This is a genomic window from Citrobacter sp. Cpo065 (genome assembly GCF_030332805.1).
GTDB classification, from domain to species: Bacteria; Pseudomonadota; Gammaproteobacteria; order Enterobacterales; family Enterobacteriaceae; genus Citrobacter; species Citrobacter portucalensis.
The window spans coordinates 765,275-784,710 of record NZ_JAOWHC010000034.1; the positions used below are offsets into that span (position 1 = coordinate 765,275).

General features: G+C 49.8%; 34 protein-coding genes. 23 read left to right on the top strand and 11 right to left on the bottom strand.

Annotated elements, in window-relative coordinates; genetic code table 11:
* The 4 genes from OGY68_RS19805 to OGY68_RS19820 all read right to left on the bottom strand — a co-directional run bounded on the left by OGY68_RS19805 (nt 1) and on the right by OGY68_RS19820 (nt 2,613).
* A complete protein-coding gene (locus OGY68_RS19805) occupies nt 1–690 on the bottom strand; it encodes a replication protein P (RefSeq protein ID WP_286617410.1) in 690 nt (229 codons plus the stop codon).
* The gene (locus OGY68_RS19810) at nt 687–1,628 is read right to left on the bottom strand and encodes a phage replication protein O (protein WP_286617412.1); all 942 of its coding nucleotides are present in this window, start codon (nt 1,626–1,628) and stop codon (nt 687–689) included. Before OGY68_RS19810 ends, OGY68_RS19805 begins: the two co-directional genes overlap by 4 nt.
* Nucleotides 1,629–1,813: 185 nt before the next feature.
* On the bottom strand, nt 1,814–2,356 hold the full coding sequence (locus tag OGY68_RS19815) for a toxin YdaT domain-containing protein (RefSeq protein WP_286617415.1): 543 nt from the start codon (nt 2,354–2,356) through the stop codon (nt 1,814–1,816).
* 29 nt (nt 2,357–2,385) lie between these two features.
* Nucleotides 2,386–2,613 (bottom strand): helix-turn-helix domain-containing protein, encoded by a 228-nt coding sequence (locus OGY68_RS19820; RefSeq protein ID WP_279264233.1) that lies wholly within the window; start codon nt 2,611–2,613, stop codon nt 2,386–2,388.
* Nucleotides 2,614–2,723: 110 nt separating this feature from the next.
* Here OGY68_RS19820 and OGY68_RS19825 point away from each other — a divergent pair, with 110 nt between their 5' ends.
* The 4 genes from OGY68_RS19825 (at nt 2,724) to OGY68_RS19840 (ending at nt 4,912) form a co-directional block, all read left to right on the top strand.
* On the top strand, nt 2,724–3,416 hold the full coding sequence (locus tag OGY68_RS19825) for an XRE family transcriptional regulator (RefSeq protein ID WP_279264388.1): 693 nt from the start codon (nt 2,724–2,726) through the stop codon (nt 3,414–3,416).
* Between the two features lie 140 nt (nt 3,417–3,556).
* On the top strand, nt 3,557–3,841 hold the full coding sequence (locus OGY68_RS19830) for a type II toxin-antitoxin system HigB family toxin (protein ID WP_279264234.1): 285 nt from the start codon (nt 3,557–3,559) through the stop codon (nt 3,839–3,841).
* Nucleotides 3,842–3,845: 4 nt separating this feature from the next.
* Nucleotides 3,846–4,520, top strand: a complete 675-nt coding sequence (locus OGY68_RS19835; RefSeq protein ID WP_279264235.1) for a helix-turn-helix domain-containing protein — start codon at nt 3,846–3,848, stop codon at nt 4,518–4,520.
* Nucleotides 4,517–4,912: a hypothetical protein gene (locus OGY68_RS19840; protein WP_279264236.1), complete on the top strand. Its 396-nt coding sequence runs from the start codon at nt 4,517–4,519 to the stop codon at nt 4,910–4,912. The genes OGY68_RS19835 and OGY68_RS19840 overlap by 4 nt, the downstream gene beginning before the upstream one ends.
* A 27-nt stretch (nt 4,913–4,939) precedes the next feature.
* Here OGY68_RS19840 and OGY68_RS19845 read toward each other — a convergent pair whose 3' ends face one another.
* From OGY68_RS19845 to OGY68_RS19855, 3 genes are all read right to left on the bottom strand, one after another.
* On the bottom strand, nt 4,940–5,137 hold the full coding sequence (locus tag OGY68_RS19845; protein ID WP_279264238.1) for a hypothetical protein: 198 nt from the start codon (nt 5,135–5,137) through the stop codon (nt 4,940–4,942).
* A gap of 114 nt (nt 5,138–5,251) precedes the next feature.
* Entirely contained in the window at nt 5,252–5,431 is a 180-nt protein-coding gene (locus tag OGY68_RS19850; RefSeq protein WP_286617421.1) for a hypothetical protein, read from the bottom strand.
* Between the two features lie 218 nt (nt 5,432–5,649).
* Nucleotides 5,650–5,928, bottom strand: coding sequence for a hypothetical protein (locus OGY68_RS19855; protein WP_047647803.1), 279 nt, complete (start codon nt 5,926–5,928; stop codon nt 5,650–5,652).
* A gap of 542 nt (nt 5,929–6,470) precedes the next feature.
* On the opposite strand from OGY68_RS19855, the gene OGY68_RS19860 reads away from it, so the two are divergent.
* From OGY68_RS19860 to OGY68_RS19930, 15 genes are all read left to right on the top strand, one after another.
* The gene (locus OGY68_RS19860; protein ID WP_286617423.1) at nt 6,471–6,680 is read left to right on the top strand and encodes a hypothetical protein; all 210 of its coding nucleotides are present in this window, start codon (nt 6,471–6,473) and stop codon (nt 6,678–6,680) included.
* Nucleotides 6,677–6,835 carry a hypothetical protein gene (locus tag OGY68_RS19865; protein ID WP_167789655.1) on the top strand — a complete coding sequence of 53 codons (159 nt, stop codon included), beginning with the start codon at nt 6,677–6,679 and terminating at the stop codon, nt 6,833–6,835. The genes OGY68_RS19860 and OGY68_RS19865 overlap by 4 nt, the downstream gene beginning before the upstream one ends.
* Nucleotides 6,832–7,041 (top strand): cell division protein FtsZ, encoded by a 210-nt coding sequence (locus OGY68_RS19870; RefSeq protein WP_103770193.1) that lies wholly within the window; start codon nt 6,832–6,834, stop codon nt 7,039–7,041. The genes OGY68_RS19865 and OGY68_RS19870 overlap by 4 nt, the downstream gene beginning before the upstream one ends.
* Before the next feature lie 72 nt (nt 7,042–7,113).
* Nucleotides 7,114–7,407, top strand: a complete 294-nt coding sequence (locus tag OGY68_RS19875; protein WP_286617425.1) for a host-nuclease inhibitor Gam family protein — start codon at nt 7,114–7,116, stop codon at nt 7,405–7,407.
* Nucleotides 7,408–7,412: 5 nt separating this feature from the next.
* Nucleotides 7,413–8,309 carry a RecT family recombinase gene (locus OGY68_RS19880; RefSeq protein ID WP_286617427.1) on the top strand — a complete coding sequence of 299 codons (897 nt, stop codon included), beginning with the start codon at nt 7,413–7,415 and terminating at the stop codon, nt 8,307–8,309.
* Nucleotides 8,302–8,784, top strand: coding sequence for a siphovirus Gp157 family protein (locus OGY68_RS19885; protein WP_286617429.1), 483 nt, complete (start codon nt 8,302–8,304; stop codon nt 8,782–8,784). Before OGY68_RS19880 ends, OGY68_RS19885 begins: the two co-directional genes overlap by 8 nt.
* A 12-nt stretch (nt 8,785–8,796) precedes the next feature.
* Nucleotides 8,797–9,255, top strand: coding sequence for a hypothetical protein (locus OGY68_RS19890; protein ID WP_286617470.1), 459 nt, complete (start codon nt 8,797–8,799; stop codon nt 9,253–9,255).
* Nucleotides 9,252–9,803, top strand: coding sequence for a phage N-6-adenine-methyltransferase (locus OGY68_RS19895; RefSeq protein ID WP_286617431.1), 552 nt, complete (start codon nt 9,252–9,254; stop codon nt 9,801–9,803). The genes OGY68_RS19890 and OGY68_RS19895 overlap by 4 nt, the downstream gene beginning before the upstream one ends.
* Nucleotides 9,800–10,018, top strand: a complete 219-nt coding sequence (locus tag OGY68_RS19900) for a hypothetical protein (protein ID WP_286617433.1) — start codon at nt 9,800–9,802, stop codon at nt 10,016–10,018. Before OGY68_RS19895 ends, OGY68_RS19900 begins: the two co-directional genes overlap by 4 nt.
* 273 nt (nt 10,019–10,291) lie before the next feature.
* Nucleotides 10,292–10,513 (top strand): TraR/DksA family transcriptional regulator, encoded by a 222-nt coding sequence (locus OGY68_RS19905; protein ID WP_286617435.1) that lies wholly within the window; start codon nt 10,292–10,294, stop codon nt 10,511–10,513.
* The gene (locus tag OGY68_RS19910; RefSeq protein ID WP_286617437.1) at nt 10,513–11,025 is read left to right on the top strand and encodes a class I SAM-dependent methyltransferase; all 513 of its coding nucleotides are present in this window, start codon (nt 10,513–10,515) and stop codon (nt 11,023–11,025) included. The genes OGY68_RS19905 and OGY68_RS19910 overlap by 1 nt, the downstream gene beginning before the upstream one ends.
* Nucleotides 10,988–11,227: a DUF4222 domain-containing protein gene (locus OGY68_RS19915; RefSeq protein ID WP_286617439.1), complete on the top strand. Its 240-nt coding sequence runs from the start codon at nt 10,988–10,990 to the stop codon at nt 11,225–11,227. Before OGY68_RS19910 ends, OGY68_RS19915 begins: the two co-directional genes overlap by 38 nt.
* A gap of 9 nt (nt 11,228–11,236) precedes the next feature.
* Nucleotides 11,237–11,854, top strand: a complete 618-nt coding sequence (locus tag OGY68_RS19920) for an Eac protein (protein ID WP_286617441.1) — start codon at nt 11,237–11,239, stop codon at nt 11,852–11,854.
* A 108-nt stretch (nt 11,855–11,962) separates the two neighbouring features.
* Complete coding sequence (locus OGY68_RS19925; RefSeq protein WP_069219599.1) at nt 11,963–12,211, top strand: excisionase family protein; 249 nt, start codon at nt 11,963–11,965, stop codon at nt 12,209–12,211.
* Nucleotides 12,212–12,245: 34 nt separating this feature from the next.
* Nucleotides 12,246–13,529, top strand: a complete 1,284-nt coding sequence (locus OGY68_RS19930) for a tyrosine-type recombinase/integrase (RefSeq protein WP_286617444.1) — start codon at nt 12,246–12,248, stop codon at nt 13,527–13,529.
* Between the two features lie 26 nt (nt 13,530–13,555).
* On the opposite strand, the gene ycgN is transcribed toward OGY68_RS19930, so the two are convergent.
* From ycgN to OGY68_RS19945, 3 genes are all read right to left on the bottom strand, one after another.
* Complete coding sequence (gene ycgN / locus OGY68_RS19935) at nt 13,556–14,002, bottom strand: cysteine cluster protein YcgN (RefSeq protein WP_057066792.1); 447 nt, start codon at nt 14,000–14,002, stop codon at nt 13,556–13,558.
* 92 nt (nt 14,003–14,094) lie between these two features.
* On the bottom strand, nt 14,095–14,754 hold the full coding sequence (locus tag OGY68_RS19940; RefSeq protein ID WP_057066794.1) for a fumarylacetoacetate hydrolase family protein: 660 nt from the start codon (nt 14,752–14,754) through the stop codon (nt 14,095–14,097).
* A 69-nt stretch (nt 14,755–14,823) separates the two neighbouring features.
* Nucleotides 14,824–15,117, bottom strand: a complete 294-nt coding sequence (locus tag OGY68_RS19945; protein ID WP_057066795.1) for a YcgL domain-containing protein — start codon at nt 15,115–15,117, stop codon at nt 14,824–14,826.
* Between the two features lie 126 nt (nt 15,118–15,243).
* On the opposite strand from OGY68_RS19945, the gene minC reads away from it, so the two are divergent.
* From minC to minE, 3 genes are read left to right on the top strand one after another with little or no spacing between them, the layout of a single operon-like run.
* Entirely contained in the window at nt 15,244–15,951 is a 708-nt protein-coding gene (minC, locus tag OGY68_RS19950) for a septum site-determining protein MinC (protein WP_057066797.1), read from the top strand.
* Nucleotides 15,952–15,974: 23 nt separating this feature from the next.
* Nucleotides 15,975–16,787: a septum site-determining protein MinD gene (gene minD / locus OGY68_RS19955; RefSeq protein WP_003020956.1), complete on the top strand. Its 813-nt coding sequence runs from the start codon at nt 15,975–15,977 to the stop codon at nt 16,785–16,787.
* Nucleotides 16,788–16,790: 3 nt separating this feature from the next.
* Entirely contained in the window at nt 16,791–17,057 is a 267-nt protein-coding gene (gene minE / locus OGY68_RS19960; protein ID WP_003833739.1) for a cell division topological specificity factor MinE, read from the top strand.
* An 86-nt stretch (nt 17,058–17,143) separates the two neighbouring features.
* Here the strand turns inward: minE and OGY68_RS19965 are convergent, their stop codons facing one another.
* Complete coding sequence (locus OGY68_RS19965) at nt 17,144–18,061, bottom strand: LysR family transcriptional regulator (protein WP_048235223.1); 918 nt, start codon at nt 18,059–18,061, stop codon at nt 17,144–17,146.
* 103 nt (nt 18,062–18,164) lie between these two features.
* Here OGY68_RS19965 and OGY68_RS19970 point away from each other — a divergent pair, with 103 nt between their 5' ends.
* Nucleotides 18,165–19,247 (top strand): tartrate dehydrogenase, encoded by a 1,083-nt coding sequence (locus OGY68_RS19970; protein WP_057066799.1) that lies wholly within the window; start codon nt 18,165–18,167, stop codon nt 19,245–19,247.
* Nucleotides 19,248–19,436: the final 189 nt, after the last annotated feature.

Genomic DNA, 19,436 nt, shown 5'->3' on the forward strand with positions numbered 1-19,436 from the left:
TCACACCATCCCGTTCGACTTGTTACGGTTGTACTTTGCCTGTAGCAACTGGATAGGAGTCGGTCCACGATCGGCAGCGGGTGCTGCGATTGCCCGGCGCACCGGTGGCACTGGTTTACCCTCAAATACACGCTTCTCCCACATGTCCAGCAGGTCGCCCGCCTCACGTGCCAGCTCACCATGTGTTAACTGACGTTCTGTGCTGCGATGACGCAGTTCGACGCAGATGTGGTACATGACCGGCTGCGACCAGGGGAATTGCTCGCTGGAGGTGAATTCGAACGAGCGGTTACGCCAGTCCCAGTATTCGGTAATTACCTGTTCAACCGTGATACCCAGCACCCCGCCGCTCTGTTTGCACCAAACGACGAACTGGCCCGGTGATGGCAGAAATGGGCGCTCCTGACGGCGGGCAATGCGCATACCGGCATCGACCTGAGCCATTGAGTGGATCCCGTTCTCCTGAAACGCCAGCAGCCACTGACGGCGGAATTCGTTCAGGTCGTCCTGGGTGCGGAAGTTCGCCATACTGGCTGGAAACGCAGCACGCAGCTGGCTGAACAGTCCATTGAATACCTGAGCTACCTGCTCGACCGGCGCGCGTTCCTGGTACTGCTCTGGCAGGTTATGGGCTATGCGACTCATCTGCTCGCGGTCGTGGTTACGTAACTGCTCTGCAAGAGATTTCATCGCATCACCTCATAGGCCCAGTCGGTGTTGTTGAAGTCGAGTTCTGGCTTGTTACCTACCGTTCCGGCCTCACCATTGATTTTTTTCGAACGCTTGATATCGAGCTGTGTCCATTTCTCACGCAGCGTCGAAGGGCAAAGCACGTTCCCCTTCCAGAATTTGTCCTCACAGGCCCACTTGAACAGTGTGGCGATCTCCTTGTGAGTTCTCTGGTCACGCTCTCGCATCAGACGAATATCATTGGCCCATGCTGCATAGTTCGGTTTTCTGGCAGACGGAGAGATGCTTTGCACGACATCGAAGAGCCACTCTGCACAGCGAAGGTCTTCTGAGTTACCCCACTTAGCTCCGCTCTGGATAGCCGCTTCAGGTTTCAAGACAGGATATTTCTTTCCTGACTTGTCAGAGGATTCGTCAGAATTCTCGGACGTAGAGTTATTTAAATTCTTGTTATTACCTTCTTGTTCATGATGTGCGGGGAATTGTGCGGCCTTATGTGCGGCATACCCATCAGAACCCGCGCCATTGTTGGCTTCGCCATGTGCGTTTGTATGTGCGGCTTTATGTGCGGGTAAATCATCCATTTTTTGAGCATATTCGACGTAATTCGTGATGGTGATCACCCTGCCTTTCCGCTTCTCTCCTTCGATGGAAATCATCCCTTCGCGGACGAAAACAGACAGCATTCTCTCCACTGCATCGCGGCTTGTCGGATTGCCCTGACGGTCACACAACTGAAGGCCAAGATCTGCAGCAGTGACGACCAGTTGACCGGGTTGCAGAGGCCATTGCTTGCCCTTGAAGAATGCCGTGTATGGCTGTCTGGCTGCGTCAATGAGAAGGTTTTCCCACAGCGCGCGCAGGAATACATCCTTAGCCCATGACTTCTTCTTGATGCTCCGGTACAACGGGACGTAACCAGACTTCTGGTTCTCCATCCTGTTGCTCCTCGCGGCTGAATGCGCCGCAAAATTTGCGTAAGCGACGTTCGACACAGTTAAACCTCCTGCGCCTGGCGTTTTGGATTAGCGTTTGTCATAATGACCTCGCAATTGACTCGCGTTTGTTGCACCAGAAAGTCGGTTCTGTTCGCGCAGACCGGCTTTCGCCATTTCTGTAGTCCTCACATGACCCCCAGCATCGATGTGACCATCGTCATCAGAGGCCCTACCTGTTCCGGCATGAGGCGGAACAGCGACGCTATACCCTCGCTTACTTCTTTCAGTTTCTGATGCTCTGGAGCGTCCAGCAGCACAGCTTGCTTTGCCTCTGAACATTCCTTCATGGCTGATGCAATCAGCGACATAGTGTCGTTCTGTGGCGCCAGACGAGCACGAAACTCAACAGGAAGGACCGCCATAATTGCGGGAGTCAGTTCGCTAACGTTCTCGCGGTACTGATCGGAGTCGAAGCGATTATCCAGGAATCGAAATAGCTTCTGGCGCGCCCGGCTGATGTCTTCCGGGAAGCTGATAGCGGTTCCGCCCTGCTCCCGGTACTCGTTGATGATCAGCGCTGAAACGACGTCCTGATTGTCCAGCGCCGACGACCATGCCCGGACCGCATCGCGGATTTTTTCGTGGTCAGGTGCCTCTTTGGGTTGAGCGCGGTTTATCATCGCTCCCGGATGTATTCCGGTATTGTGTTGATACGCAAGTGATTGCACTGTGTGCTCCTTGTGGAAAAGTGCCGCCGTTAAGCGGCTGTATGGTTGGCCCCTAAAAGCGAAGCGAGGTCTGGGCGAATCTCTGAAGCGGCAACCTGTCCGCCCGTCGCCGATACAATTTTCATTACGTAGCGAGCGTCAATGCCACCACCATGCAGCCATCGCCAGACGGTTGGCTGGGCCACGCCGCAGCAATCGGCTAACTTTTTCTGGCTACCGACAATATCGATAGCGCGTTGAATCGTTTTATTGGTCATTTCCAATTCCTATAAGTATTGTTTCGATTTGATAATAGCAATGCGTATTGATATTGGCAATAGCTAAACGTGTTTTGACCATCAATACGCAAGCGTATAAATTAAAACTTATGAAAAATGAAACTCTTGCTGAACGCCTTAATCAGGCGATGACTGCTGCTGGAATGTCTCAGGGAGCCTTGGCAAAGGCTTCAGGCATCGCTCAGCCAACGATTTGGCGTTTAGCCAGTGGTAATGCTCGCGGCTCAACGAAGATAGTGGAGATTGCCAATGCGCTGGGCGTGCGCTCAGAGTGGCTTTCAACTGGCGTTGGCCCCATGAAGAATGACGGTCAGGCGCACGTGGTTACAAAGCCACAACCAAATGACACCTTCCGCATCGAAGTGCTCGACTTCTGCGTTAGTGCTGGCCCTGGCATCATCAATAGCGAATTCGTGGAGGTTCTGCGTTCCGTGGAATATTCAGTGGATGATGCACGCCGTATGTTCAATGGTCGACAGGCTGACCAGATCCGCATCATTAACGTTCGCGGTGACAGCATGGCCGGCACGATTGAACCTGGTGACTTGCTCTTCGTGGATATCAGCGTGCAGCAATTCGACGGTGACGGCATCTACGCCTTCATCTACGACGATACGTCACACGTTAAGCGCCTGCAGAAGATGAAAGACAAGCTGCTGGTCATCTCAGACAATCAGACCTATCGGCCGTGGGATCCGATTGAGAAGGAAGAGATGAACAAAATTTTCGTGTTCGGGAAGGTGATCGGAAGCATGCCGCAGACCTACAGGAAGCATGGGTAATCCAGCGGCCTGACGAGATGCTTGGGTAATGGTGCAATCTTTCTTGAGAATACGGATTAAAGGTTAACTAAGTTTTTTATGGGCCATTCCCTTTTCGGGAATTTATCTTATAATTCCCAAAAGGGGAACATTGGCAAGATATGATTGTCATAGGATTAGAGGAGCTCCAGAGGTTCATTAAAAAGCATAATCAGGCTAAAGGACCTCTTGAAGCTTGGTATGATGAAGCGCTTAGAGCTACATGGAAAACTCCTCAGGACATTAAAAATAGATTCAGCCATGCTGATTTTCGTCCGAACAATAGGGTTATCTTTAACATTAAAGGTAATGATTATCGATTGGTTGTTCAGGTGGTGTTTGTGGCAGGAACGGTGGTTGTTGAGCAGGTCGGGACTCATGCCGAGTATGATAAGTGGAGGCTTTGAGATTATGGAAAACTGGAAAATCATTAAAACCAAAGGCGACTATGATACAGCTATGGCCCGCATCATTGAGCTAGCCACAGCCGGTCTTAAAGCTGAAACAGACGAAATGGATGAGTTCGAGTTACTGACTCTTCTCGTCGGTCATTATGAAAAAGCCAATTTCCAAATGGATAAGCCAGATCCTATTGAGGCCATAAAATTCCGTATGGATCAGGAGGGGTTAACTCCTGCTGACATGAAGGAATTTATCGGCTCAGCATCTAAAGTCTCTGAAGTGCTTAACCGTAAGCGCCCATTAAGCCTATCTATGATTAGAAGAATACACAATGGGCTTGGTATTCCTGCTGATATTTTAATCAAAGATGTCAATGAATTAGAGTGGACGCAGTTGGATTCTAGCGATGAGTTGCTCGAATTAATTGGTGTGTCAGTCTCCTCGCATGTTGATTTAGTTACTGGTTTTTCTAACAAACCAGATTTCATTGCACATGGACGGATAACTCAGCATGCAGAGGTAGTTACCCCACTATTTTCCAGCCTCAATAAGAAAGAACCAAAGGTAATTAAAGACACCTTTTCGTTTGATAGAGTGGCCAAAATCTTTGGCGGAGTGACTGGTGCGAAGGTTCACTCAACTGACACACGTTACCTAGATGAGAGTTTTAATTTAATATCATGACATTAAATCTTGTTTCAAAGAAAGTTCATAAAGCTAACCTTGAAATGATTCAAGGTGATCACGGTAAAAAGAAAGCAAAAGCTAACGTAACTATTTCCAATGAATTTTACGGAAACACCAAGGATCAGAGACTATTCAGAATTCGCTACGAAGTAGAGGTCACAATCGAAAATGTAGTGAAAGTTGATATTTCTTATGATTTTGATTTTACAACTGATTCCGAAGTGTCGAGCGAGTTACTAGCTTCATTAGAAGTTCGTTCAATTGCACCATCTTTGGCATACCCCTACATAAAATCTTACGCCGAGCAGCTGATCAGTATGTCTGGTCTCGGTTATTATGACTTACCATATATCAACTTTTCAGAAGAGCCTTTCGAAGAGCCAGAATAAACCACACCCGGCCACTGAGCCGGGTTTTTACTGCCCTTTCCTCACCAGCTGCGCCGCCTTAACAAGCACCTCATCTTCGACACCATCACCCTTCTGTCTTCCCAACCGCACCAGCTCATCAACAATACTTTCCCTGTTGATATGCTTCTGAGCTGATATCAATCCGATGACCGCTGCGCCGATCGCCAGGCCAATCAGGCCTGTTTGCTCGTCTTTATAGTTCATTCTTCGCTCCGTTTGATACCTGAATATCTTAGCAAACGACGTCCGCATCGCAATTTCTCGAAAATAAATTCATTTAACTATCAGCATCTTGATAGCAACCGCTATGATTTAATATCAATGCGTATTGCTATCAATAATACCTATTGCTATTGTTAACCCATCAAAACGAAACATCGACAGCTGAGCGAAGTTAGCCAGCGGCGAAGTAGAGATTCGGTCAGTCGAACGGCGCGACAGTAAACCATGCGTCGGACGCCCGGCGGGCTCAGGGAGAGCGGCAATGGTGCGTAACACGATTCACCAGAGGTCATTTGCGAGTGGCCTGCGGTGAATAAACAAAGGGGTGAGATTATGGAAAACCGGACAATGAATTGAGAAAGGTAGTTCAGGAACTAGCAGATGAAGAAGGCATCAGTTTAGCCGATGCCACAGATATTTCGATAAAGACGCTCCAATACGAAATTCAGAGCAGAAAGTCGTTTAATGAGTGGCCTGCCATAAATGGAGGCGCATCAAGCCTTCTGTAGAGCCCACGCCCATTGAACAGCTTCTGTAACAAGAACCTGTGGATCAAAGTTATAAGTCTTTGCAATGCGCAGGACTTCATCTCGAACCTGGTAGACGTCAATGCTTTTGGTTGTAACGTATTCGGCGTCAGGCAGCTTGAAAACCACGCCATCGTCGCTGGTTACTTCTCGTGTGTATCCTGATGCCTGCATGCTTTCATGAAGCTTTTCATAAGTGTCCCATTCAGCTCCGCGCAAAACCACACGAACAGTATAAATTGCCATAAACATTTCCTTATTTTGACTGTGGAAACAGCAGTCTACGACATTCCTTTGACTGTGGAAAGTGAAGGAAATCACGCGCCGGGCGTGACTAAACACCCCGGCACTCATTCAAGTTGAGGCTGCCTGAAGGTGGCCTTTTTATTAGCTCACGATACAAACAGAGGGTAAGGCGATGGCGGGAAAGTACGACGATATTGACAAGATGATCCTAGAAAGAATAACCGATAAACCAAGGCAGTTTGGCGAAATTTTTGACGCAAAACTTCTTCACGAATGTGTGCTTATTGTTGGACCAAAAGGTGAGCCAGCAAGAGTGTTAGACCGTAGGCTACAAGCACTTAAAAATAAAGGTCTCATTTATCACTCGAAAGGTTGGCTACTTACTCCATTTTAGACATTAGAACCCGCTTCTGCGGGTTTTTTATTGCTCATACCTCAGCGGCTTCTCAGAGGACGCTTAGTTATGAATGGCGGCTATCCACCGCCTGTTAGCGCAGAGGTCTTTTAACGTTCAGCGGCGCGGCTTAAGCGCGGAGATGATTATGAAAACTTTGAAAATTACATGGCTTTCTTGTGATAACTGCGACGGAGGAAATCAGCCAGGTTCTTTCATTAGCGTTACCACTGAAAAGGGATGCGGTTTCCGGCTTTACGAAGGTGATGAAGCAGAATGTCCATGCTGTGGCGCTACTGGTGAAATCGATGCGGATGGCGACAGTGCATGGGTTAATTGGGATGAGGTGGAATCATGACAGTCACCCACAACGGCAAGCAGTACCACGCATCAAAACTCAACGACAACGAGTGGCAACTCTCATCAGTCGATAAACCTCGCGAGAAAATCACAATGAACCGCTGGCAGATGCACATTGCCGGGTTATTGCAGCAGGTGGAGGGTAAATCATGATCGGACACTACGGAACGACACCAATGATTCGCCAGTGCGTGATGCCTGGAATGATGGCATTGCATGAGGGCCGCACCTATCGCGTCTCAGCAGTCATTCAGGAGCGCAAATGGGTGTACTTGCACACCGATGCAGAGATTATCCGGCTCACTGACTGCGTAATTGACGTCCTTCTCGACGGACGCGGCAACCCTATCCAGCACTAATTCAAAACCATTCCCCCTACTCGTCCGGCTATCGCAGACGGGAAGCGCACAACCAAATTTCAGGAGCCGATTATGGCTGCATATCTCGTTCAAGACCGTATCGAGGCGCAGAACTGGACGCGCCATTATCAGCAAATAGCCAGAGAAGAGCGTGAATCTGAACTGGCTGATGACCTTGAGAAAGGATTGCCACAGAGCAAGCTGGAGTCGTTGTGCATTGACGAGTTGCAACGACGTGGGGCCAGCAAGAAGGCCATTTCAAAAGTGTGCGATGATGACGTCGAGTTTCAGGAAAAGGCCACTGAATTTATTCGCTACATGGCAGAGACAATTGCTCGCCACCAAACAGATATTGATGAGGGATAGTAACAATGAGCATCAGCATTGTTGAGTTCGTTAAACAACAGGAGGCGCTCTTTGTTGGCGCGGTTACAGACCAGTCAGTCACATGGGCTAAGGAAAGTCAGTTTGCTATTCAGTACTTCCAGCGTAACGACTATTTAGCCAAGACGGCGCTATCAAACCCTACCAGCGCACAGAACGCCATCATCAACGTTGCGGCGATAGGCATCACTCTTAACCCGGCTAGCAAGTTGGCTTATCTGGTTCCGCGCGACGGAATGGTGTGCCTTGATATCAGCTATATGGGTCTTCTGCATCTTGCTCAGTCCACCGGCTCCATTAAGTGGGGCCAGTGCAAACTGGTGTATTCCAACGACACCTATGAGTCGAATGGCCTAGATACAGCACCAACACACAAATACAACGCATTCGGCGATCGCGGTGATGTAGTCGGCGGTTACTGCACGGTTAAAACTGCTGACGGCGATTACCTGACAGAAGAAATGAGCCTGGCAGAAATCAAGGCAACGGAAGCAACCAGTAAAGCCAAGAATGGCCCGTGGAAGAACTTCTGGGAAGAGATGGCGCGTAAGACCATCGTTAAGCGAGCCAGCAAGTATTGGCCCCGTGCTGAGCGTCTGGATAACGCGATCCACGTCATCAACGAAGATGAAGGTGTTTTTCAAGAACCGGTAATGCAGCACAAGTCAGAGGAAGACATCCGCGAGGATGAGCGCCGCAGACAACAGGAAGTCATCGATTACGTTCAAACTCTTTGCGACGAAATGGCGCAAGCGGAAAGCATGGACGACCTTAAACGCGTCTTTGCCGATGCCTACAAGCGTACTGCTGGCATGAAGCTGCAGCAGAACGTTCAGGCCATCTACGCAGAGTGCAAATCAAAGCTGGAGGTGATCAGTGAGTAAGCTCTACGAAATCGCCAATGACTACGCCAAGTTGATGGATTCAGAATTCGAGGCGGATGCGATCGCCGACACGCTTGAAGGTATGGAAGGTGAGCTTACAGATAAAATTGAGCAGTTGCTGGCCATCTGCAAGAACGAAACCGGATACGCAGAACGCCTCAAGGAAGAGGCAAAATCACTCAACGAACGCGCAGCGGTCACGCTGAATAAAGTTGAAAGCATTCAGGCTTACATAGCAACAGCATTAACCACGGCAGGAAAGAAGAAAATTAGAGCCGGCATTCACCAGGTAACAATTCGCTCTCCTTCTGAATCAGTGGAAATTGTCGACTCAAGCGCCATTCCTCCCGAGTTTGTCGAATACGAAACCGTTATCAAGGCAGATAAATTAGCGATTAAGCACCAACTTAAAGCTGGCCAATCAATACCCGGCGCCCAGCTCAAGGTTGGCAAGCCATCATTAATCATCAAATAACAGGTGCTTCCAATGAGCGAACTTTGGCAACCGTGGGAGAACCTGTTCCTGCATGAGGTTGGCAGAACAATGCCGGTTCATGTTATCGCAGAAAAGCTTGAGCGCTCCGAATCGGCAATCACTCGCCAGGCGTCGCGTATCGGCGCACCACTTATCAGCAAGATGACCGGCAGACCATGGACGCCAGCCGAGCTTCATCTCTTTGGCCGATTCTCAGAGGAAGAGATAGCCACGGCAACCGGTCGCTCCATTTACTCAGTCAGAAGCAAGCGTGACGCGCTGGCCCGCTCCGGAGGATTAACTATGCGTGAATGGACTGCATGTGAATTAGCTGCACTCATGCGCTACACCAACGCAGCAGTAGCCGAGATTACCGGTCGGAGTATCGAAGAGGTCGGAGATAAGCGGCTGGCTGTGAATATTGAGCGGAATGGATGGGATGTGAGAAATCCTGAACGGGAGGATTCATGACCGATTACACCGGAAGCAACACTCCAGCAGAACAGCGTGATTTATGGCGCACACCACCGGCACTCTTCGCAGCGCTTGATGCTGAGTTCTTCTTTCAACTAGATGCAGCCGCAGCGCCGCACAACACGCTGTGTAGGAGGTTCATCACAGACGAGCAGAACACACTGGAAACGCCGTGGAGCGATTACCTCAATATTCCCGGTTATGCCTGGCTTAACCCACCATATAGCGGCATCACGCCATTCGTGAAGAAAGCAGCAGCGGAGAGCAAGAACCAGATCGGCACCGTCATGCTGGTACCGGCTGATACGTCCGTCGGCTGGTTCCGTGAGGCAATCCAGACAGCCAGCGAGGTGCGCTTCATCACCGCCGGGCGGCTGGCATTCATTAACCCGGTCACCGGTAAGCCGATATCGGGAAATAACAAAGGCTCGATGCTCATCATCTGGCATCCGTACCCGCGTACACACTGCCTATTCGCAACTGTGGAACGGGACGAATTAATGACTTTCGGAGCGAAACTTCTCGCTCGACGGGAGGCAGCATGACACCAGAGAAAAACAACGTAGTGAGAGCTCAGGGACGTAAATGCGTGGCAGAGATTCAGCAGGCACTGAAATGCAGGCCTAAACCGAAATGGAATGCAGTCGTGCCGCCGATCATCAGGAAGCATCACCAGAAAATTGCGCCGCTGGGTATCAGCCTGGTGGCATTCGTTAGCAGCATCGGTCGGATGCAAGGCCGGTACGGAGTCGAATCATGACGCTAACCAAACGAATCACAAGGTCGCTAATGCGGCCTTTTTATTTTCTCGCGTTCACCTTCAACCGAATTAACCGACAGTTCATGGAGCACTGATGAAGAGGTCATCACTCGCTATTGCTATCGCTCTTTCATCAATAGCATCAGTCAGACAATGGAGCGTTGCAGAAATATCTCCTGCTTTACGTATGGATGCCAGTTATCCAGTTGGTGGCGGGAAAACGGGTATTGCAGCAGCACGCCGAGCAGCCAAAAAACGCAGGAGAAGTCGCAAATGACATCAGAAATCATCGATCAGGCCAGCGCTCTCGAAGATATGATGCGCGACCATGCTATTCAGGCTCACAGACTCAACCACTCAGCAGTATCAGCAACGCACTGTGAGGAATGCGGTGACAAGTTACTGGATGCGCGCCGTAAAGCGTATCCGGGATGCAAGATGTGCGTGGAGTGCCAGGGTGAGCAGGAATTGCGGAATAAGCAGAGGGGGCTGTAATGCAGCAGGAAATTTTAGACATGTGCTGCGGGTCGCGCATGTTCTGGTTCGATAAGCAGGATGACCGAGCGGTATTCAGTGACATCCGCGCCGAACAGCATGAGTTATGTGATGGTCGCCAGTTGGTGATCAGCCCTGACCTGATCGCCGACTTCCGCGCACTTCCATTCGCTGACAATACCTTCCCTGTCGTCGTGTTCGATCCGCCGCACCTTGAGCGCGTTGGCGACAATGCGTGGATGGGGAAGAAGTACGGGAAGCTTAACAAGGACACTTGGCGGGATGACCTGCGCGCCGGGTTCGCGGAGGCGTTCAGGGTGTTGTGGCCACACGGCGTTCTCATCTTCAAATGGAACGAAACTCAGATACCAGTCAACCAGATTCTGGCGCTGACTGACGTTAAGCCAATCATCGGCCAGCGCACCGGGAAGAACGATAAAACCCACTGGATAATCTTCATTAAAGGTGAATCCAATGTTCCAGCTAATTCAACGAGGTCAGATATACGCTGACCAACATAACTGGCCCGTCATTATCCATTCAGTCACATCAGAAATAGTCCGCTACTGGCGACAGGGCCGGATCAACACCGCTTCAATCGACCGATTCACAAATGATTTCGAGCACCTCGACCCACACGAGGCGGCACAGATACGCGCCGAACTTGAAACAGCAGAACACTTAAAACGCCTCCGCGCTATGCGGGCTGCATGAGGGATAACAATGTCAGATCAAAGCAAATTTTACGATTACTACATGGTGGAAGGCGATGACGTGAAATCGCTGATTGATGGATATGAGGAAATCAGTAAACAAAGAAACGCCATTCTTCCTGATGCAGTAGGAAAGGTTGGCGCTATCGCATGGACAACATCAAGCGGATGGGGTGGTGGAGGTGGATTGCTCAGTGGATTTGTGTGGGAAAAGGGATATGAATTCCCCTGTCCCATGACCATTAAGCGAGAAGAAATGTTTGATGGTAAGCGCGTAGTACTTGGTCGAGGAAAAGGAAATACGAAAGAAGGCAGGGCTTACAACAAAGTTCTAGATGCCGTGAAGGAAGAGGCAAATGACAAGCTTAAATCACTTCCTGAGTGGAATGACTACATAGTCAATCATTACGGAATTATGCGCACGGGTATTGGTGGTCAGTCTGGAAGAGGTTTCGGATTTGCCATGCTATCCACATATGGAGGAAAGCACCCTGAGCGCGATGATTGCCTTGTTTTTGCAATACCTAACGATAAAGAAGAGCGGCACGGAGAAGTAGTGATACCGGATAATTTCAAGAAGATTACCTACGGTCAGTTTTACGACATCGTTAATACCCAGCATGAATGACGCAACTGATAGCCAGTTATGAGCTGGCTATTGGGTGCGAATGCACTGCCACGTTATCCCCCATTTGCCCGGCCAATAGTGCCGGGTTCTTTTTGCCTGGAGAAAAGCATGAGCGACATTATCCAACTGACGCCCAACAAGTGGGTATCCGAAGAAGTTCTGATGGCTATCACTGGCCTGACAAAGAACGCCATCAAGTCAGCACGTGAGAAGTCATGGCTGGAAGGAAGAGAATATCGGCACTACACCGGTAATTGCCAGCCATTTGATAACTCCCCTATCCTCTATAACCGACACGAAGTCGATAACTGGGTTGAACGTCAACGACCGGCGATCCCGCGCCAGAAATCTGCTTAAATACCCTCCCCATTAAACTAACGCAGGAGATTTTATGTCTGGTTATCCAACTGGAGTGGAGAACCACGGCGGCACTTTGCGCATATGGTTCATATATAACGGGAAAAGGGTCAGGGAAAGCCTTGGCGTTGTTGATACTGCGAAGAACAGGCGCATTGCTGGAGAGCTTCGCGCCTCTGTTTGTTTCGCTATAAAAACGGGTGTATTCGATTACGCCAGACAGTTCCCACAATCACCAAACCTGAAGAAGTTCAACATTGCACCACCTGGGATAACTGTTGCTGAGCTGGCGGCTAAATGGCTGGAGCTTAAGAGAATGGACTTAACCCTTAACGCCCATCTTCGATATGTCTCGTACATCACTATCGGAACCGACATTCTCGGCGGAAGTCGGATGGTTGACTCTATAACTCATGAGGATGTGCTTAACGTAAGGAAGGAATTGCTGACTGGCTACCAGATATGTGGCGCGCACCAGAAGAACAGGTCAGCGAAGAAAGGAAGGACGGTAAGGACGGTTAACGTCTACGTTACCTGCATGAAGGGAATGTTTGATTTTGCGGTACTGAATGGGTACATAAGCAAATCACCATTTGCTGCCGTTACCCCGCTAAAAAAATCGAAGTCAGATCCGTCACCATTTACTCGTGATGAATATCATCGCTTTCTTGAAAAGTGCCCATGCGAACAGATACGGAACCTGTGGAAGCTTGCGTTTAATACAGGCATGCGACACGGCGAGATATGCGCACTGGCATGGGAGGATATCGACACCAAGAACTGGACTATTCGGATCAGCAGAAACCTTGCTATTTCAGACCACTTCACACCGCCAAAAACAGAAAGCGGGAACCGGACAATCAACCTCACTACTCCTGCTATCGAGGCGCTAAAAAGCCAGATGGCTTATACCAGAATGGGGAAACAACACCAGATAGACGTTCACCTAAGAGAGTTTGGCAGAACTCGCCGGGATGAATGCACATTCGTTTTTGTTCCCAGGCTAACGGCAAGGAATGGAAAAGGAGGTGAATGGTACTCACCCGGGTCATTCTCTGGAACGTGGAACAATATATTAAGAAGGAGCGGAATTCCTCACCGCAAGTCATATGAGTCTCGACACACATATGCTTGTTGGGCATTAAGCGCCGGAGTCAACCCCAACTTCATTGCAGCTCAAATGGGGCATACCTCGGCACAGATGGTTTACAGCGTTTACGGTAAATGGATGTCCGACAACAATGACAATCAACTGGCAATATTGAATGCTAATTTCGGAGGTGATGCCCCACAGATGCCCCATGCCCAAAACGAGTAAACGCAAACTCCTTTAATCTCATGACGTTAGTCCGCCCATGAAGGTTTGTTCAGAATATGATCCTGCCAGTCACGCACTTCCGATTCTTTCACCGCAATATGACGTACTGAAATACGTTCACCGTGCATCGCCGCTTTTGATCCCGTCAGCAGTGGATGCCACACCGGCAGCCCTTTACCTTCCGCCAGCAGACGATACGCACAGGTCATCGGCAGCCATTCAAAGGTGGGCAGATTATCGCGCGTCAGTTTGATACAGTCAGGCTCGTACTCGAATCGGCGTTCGTAATTACGGCACTGACAGGTTTTGATATTGAGCTGCTTACACGCGACGTTAGTAAAATAGATTTCGTCGGTGTCTTCATCCATCAGCTTATGCAGGCAGCATTGACCACACCCGTCACATAATGACTCCCACTCGGCATCGGTCATTTCATCCAGGGTTTTACTTTGCCAGAAAGGTATGTCGCTCATCAGGGTATCCGCTATTGCAATAAAGCTGCACCTTATAACCAGTCTGGCACGCTGATGCAAGTTTTGCCGCCCGAAAAGGCGGCAAGAAGAGATTACAGCACGCGTGTCGTCAGCGTTTGACCATGAAAACTGATAGCCAGTTCATCACCGCTGTTTAACGGCCCAACTCCTGCTGGCGTCCCCGTCAACACAACATCGCCCGCTTTGAGGGTAAAGAAACGACTCATGTAGGCAATCAAAGGAACGATGTGATGGATCATATCCGCCGTGGTGCCGTGCTGGCGCTGCTCACCGTTAACCGTTAACCCGAGCATCGTATCCTGAGGATCACCATTAAATTCCGCCACCGGAATAAACCCTGACAGCGGGCAAGAGTTATCAAAGCCCTTCGCTTTTTCCCACGGTTGCCCCGCCTTCTTCATTTTGCCCTGAATATCACGCAGGGTCAGATCCAACGCGACGCCATAGCCCGCAATGGCTTTGCGCACATGTTCTTCCGTCGCCTGACGTAGGGTCGCGCCAATCAAAACAGCCAGCTCAACTTCATGGTGAACCGAACCCATATCAGATGGGATCACCAGCGGCTGGCGTAAATCACACAGCGCGGTTTCCGGTTTAATAAACAGCACCGGTTCTTCCGGAGGCGTTCCACCCATCTCTTTAATATGGTTGGCATAGTTACTCCCTACGCAAACCACCTTACTCACCGGATAATCCAGCAGAGCACCATGCCAGTTATGATGTTGATACATTACTTTCCCCTAACGTAGTTATCAATTTCAGGTACTGCATCGATGGGGCGTGCTGCTGCCGGATGCAGTTTAACGTTTATCGTCTGGTGCATTTTGTTTCGTCGCGGCCAGATGCTGTTTAAGTAAATCTTCTGGCGGCGGTGGTATTTGTAAATAATAGCCCTGCTCGGTGAGTGCCTGTTTTACTTTTTCCAGATCGGCATTAACCAGCTTTTTACGGCCATCAAGCGGCAACATCATTGCCAGCGTCGGCTGACCAAATCCTTTCATCAGTTCTTCAGGAACTCGCGAGAAATCGTCTTTTTTTTCGACATATAAATAGGTCTGGTCACGTTTACTGCTTCGGTAGATCACACAAAACATATCTTTTACTCTGAATTCACGGAATGGTGGCTTGCCTCAATATAATACTGACTATAACATGCCTTATAGTCTTCGGAATATCACCCCGCGCTGGGGATGATAAATAGCAAATTGAGTAAGGCCAGGATGTCAAACACGCCAATCGAGCTTAAAGGCAGTAGCTTCACCTTATCAGTGGTTCATTTACATGAAGCAGAACCCGAGGTTATTCGTCAGGCGTTGGAAGACAAAATCGCGCAGGCACCTGCTTTTTTAAAACATGCTCCCGTAGTGGTTAACGTGAGTGGTCTTGAAAGCCCGGTAAACTGGTCAGCGCTGCAGAAGGTTGTCGCGTCTACCGGATTGCGCATTATCGGCGTTAGCGGATGCAAAGATGCCAGACTCAAGGCAGAAATCGACGAAATGGGTCTTCCTTTACTGACTGAAGGTAAAGAAAAAGCTATTCGTCCTGCGCCCGTTGAGGCCCCGGTTCCCGTCGCTCCGCCACAAAACGTTACTCCCATCACAAAAACACGATTAATAAATGTGCCGGTTCGTTCCGGTCAGCGCATTTATGCACCACAATGTGATCTGATTGTTACAAGCCACGTCAGTGCAGGCGCAGAGCTTATCGCTGATGGCAATATTCATGTTTATGGAATGATGAGAGGCCGTGCGTTGGCAGGCGCAAGCGGTGACCGGGAAGCGCAAATTTTTTGTACCCATCTGACGGCAGAACTGGTGTCTATCGCAGGTGTTTATTGGCTGAGTGATAAAATCCCAGCAGAATTTTATGGCAAAGCGGCACGTCTGCAATTAGCAGAGAACGCTTTGACAGTTCAACCGTTGAATTGATCCCTTTTTAACAAGGAATTTCTATGGCACGCATTATTGTTGTTACTTCGGGTAAAGGGGGCGTTGGCAAAACCACCTCCAGCGCGGCCATCGCTACAGGTTTGGCCCAGAAGGGAAAGAAAACTGTCGTTATTGATTTTGATATCGGCCTGCGTAATCTCGATCTGATTATGGGTTGTGAACGCCGCGTCGTTTACGACTTCGTCAACGTTATTCAGGGCGATGCGTCGTTAAATCAGGCGCTAATCAAAGATAAGCGTACCGAAAATCTCTTTATTCTTCCGGCCTCACAAACTCGCGATAAAGACGCGCTGACGCGTGAAGGCGTCGCGAAAGTTCTGGACGACCTGAAAACGATGGAATTCGACTTCATCGTCTGCGACTCTCCGGCGGGTATTGAAACTGGTGCGCTGATGGCCCTGTATTTTGCCGATGAAGCGATTATTACCACCAACCCGGAAGTCTCCTCTGTACGTGACTCTGACCGTATTCTGGGTATTCTGGCGTCGAAATCTCGTCGCGCGGAAAACGGTGAAGATCCAATTAAAGAGCATTTGTTGCTGACGCGCTACAACCCTGGCCGCGTAAATAAAGGTGACATGCTGAGCATGGAAGACGTACTGGAAATTCTGCGAATCAAGCTGGTTGGCGTGATTCCTGAAGATCAGTCAGTCCTGCGCGCGTCTAACCAGGGTGAGCCGGTTATTCTCGACATCAATGCTGATGCCGGTAAAGCCTATGCTGATACCGTAGACCGTCTGTTGGGAGAAGAACGTCCTTTCCGCTTCATTGAAGAAGAGAAGAAAGGTTTCCTCAAACGCCTGTTCGGAGGATAAGTTATGGCATTACTGGATTTTTTTCTCTCGCGGAAAAAGAGCACAGCGAACATCGCTAAAGAGCGACTGCAGATTATTGTTGCGGAACGTCGTCGTAGTGACGCCGAGCCACATTATTTACCGCAGCTGCGCAAGGATATTCTCGACGTTATCTGCAAGTATGTACAAATTGATCCCGAAATGGTCACAGTACAACTTGAACAAAAAGACGGCGATATTTCGATCCTCGAACTTAACGTGACATTACCTGAAGCGGAAGAGTCTAAATAAGCTCTTTTGTCGCTAAATCATGGTTACGAAAAAGGCAGATTATTCTGCCTTTTTTATTTTCTGTCTCTGACTAACCTATCGAGCATTTATTCCAAAGTAAACTTTGGGTAGTTTTCGGTAAAATAGCGGCGTAAATACTCAACCGTAATACGGATTTTTGCCGACGTCGCCAGCCGGGAGACATAAACCGCCCATATATTGGCGGGTTGATAATACTCAGGCAATATATGCACCAGATGTCCGCTGGCAATGTTGTCGCAAACGTCCCACCACGAACGCAAAGCAATTCCCTGCCCATCCAGACACCATTGATGTACCACTTCGCCATGGTTAGACGACAGCGGCCCCGTAACCTTTATTGAGTGTGCGCCCTCTTTATTACGCATTTGCCAGATACCAAACGGATGGTCGCGTTCTTTAATAACCAGGCAGGGGAAAGTAGAAAGATCGTTCAGTTGCTTCGGCACTCCATGCCGCGCCACAAATTCCGGCGAGGCGCACAGAATACGATAGTTAGTCGCCAGCTTGCGGGCAATCAGGTTCGGCGCGATATCATCCCCGATACGAATATCGAGATCGACGCCCTCATTGACCATATCTACCAGACGGTCTTCAACATCGAACCTCAGTTCTAACTGCGGGTACTCTTTTGCCAGCGCAGACAGCGCCGGAGCGACCACCCGGCGGCCAAAACCAAAGCTACTGATAATTCGTAGCATCCCCTGCGGGATCTGCCTGGCATCGGACAGCTCGTCCATCATCTGATCGACATCCTGCAGGATCCGCTGTGCCCATTCGTAGATCCGCTCCCCCTCTTCCGTGATGGTTACGCGCCGCGTTGTTCGGTGCAACAGCACCACGTTCAGCGTTTGCTCCAACAGGGCAACGCGCTTACTTATAAAAGCCGGAGATACGCCCAGCTCTTCGGCAACGGCGGCAAATCCCGCACGACGGGCAACCAGCATAAAAACGCGTAAATCATTTAGCAGCGGCAGATTATTCATGATCTGTGTTTTATGTTTCACCAGTTAGGGGGATTAACTATTAATCAGTCAATTATAGGATACGGGGAAAGTCAATTTTGATGGCGTACAAGTGAGAGCTGCTATGAAGAAAACCTGTCGTATTGCCGCTATCCCCGGAGATGGCATTGGTAAAGAAGTCCTGCCTGAAGGCATTCAGGTGTTGCAGGCAGCCGCCGAGCGTTGGGGGTTGTCACTCAGCTTTGAGCAAATGGAATGGGCCAGCTGCGAGTACTACGCCCATCACGGGAAGATGATGCCGGATGACTGGCACGAGCAGTTACAATCCTTCGATGCTATCTATTTTGGTGCCGTTGGCTGGCCGGACACCGTGCCGGACCACATCTCATTATGGGGCTCGCTGCTTAAGTTTCGCCGCGAATTCGACCAGTATGTCAACCTGCGCCCGGTACGTCTGTTTCCAGGCGTACCTTGCCCGCTGGCAGGCAAGCAGCCAGGCGACATTGATTTCTATGTGGTGCGCGAGAACACCGAGGGAGAATACTCTTCACTCGGCGGACGCGTAAGCGAAGGTACAGAACACGAAGTGGTTATCCAGGAGTCGGTCTTCACCCGTCGCGGCGTTGATCGTATATTGCGTTACGCTTTCGAGCTGGCGCAACATCGCCCGCGCAAAACCCTGACCTCGGCGACAAAATCCAATGGACTTGCCATCAGCATGCCGTACTGGGACGAGCGCGTGGAAGCAATGGCGGCTCACTATCCCGAGATCCGTTGGGATAAACAGCATATTGATATACTCTGCGCCCGCTTCGTGATGCAGCCGGAGCGTTTTGACGTGGTGGTTGCCTCCAACCTGTTTGGCGACATCCTCTCCGATCTCGGTCCAGCCTGTACCGGAACGATTGGCATTGCGCCTTCAGCCAACTTAAACCCGGAACGCACCTTCCCGTCCCTGTTCGAGCCAGTACACGGTTCGGCCCCCGATATCTACGGCAAGAACATCGCCAACCCTATAGCGACTATCTGGGCTGGCGCCATGATGCTCGACTTCCTTGGCAACGGTGATGCTAACTATAAAGCCGCCCACGACGGCATTCTGGCGGCAATTGAGCAGGTTATTGCCAGCGGCCCGAAAACACCGGATATGAAAGGCACTGCCACCACGCAACAGGTTGGTGAGGCCATCTCTCGGGCATTGCGTTAGAGGTCAAACCACGGAATATGAGCCGCGTCACTGACGCGGCTTTTTTATGCTTTTTATGGCGCCAATAACCTGCGCCAATTCACCTTTTATTATTTCCGTTTCGTGTTTTATTGCTTCACGCATCGAGCGATTGTTTAATTCATGTAAAGAACAAATAATAAAATTGTTAAATACAAAATCACTGATTCC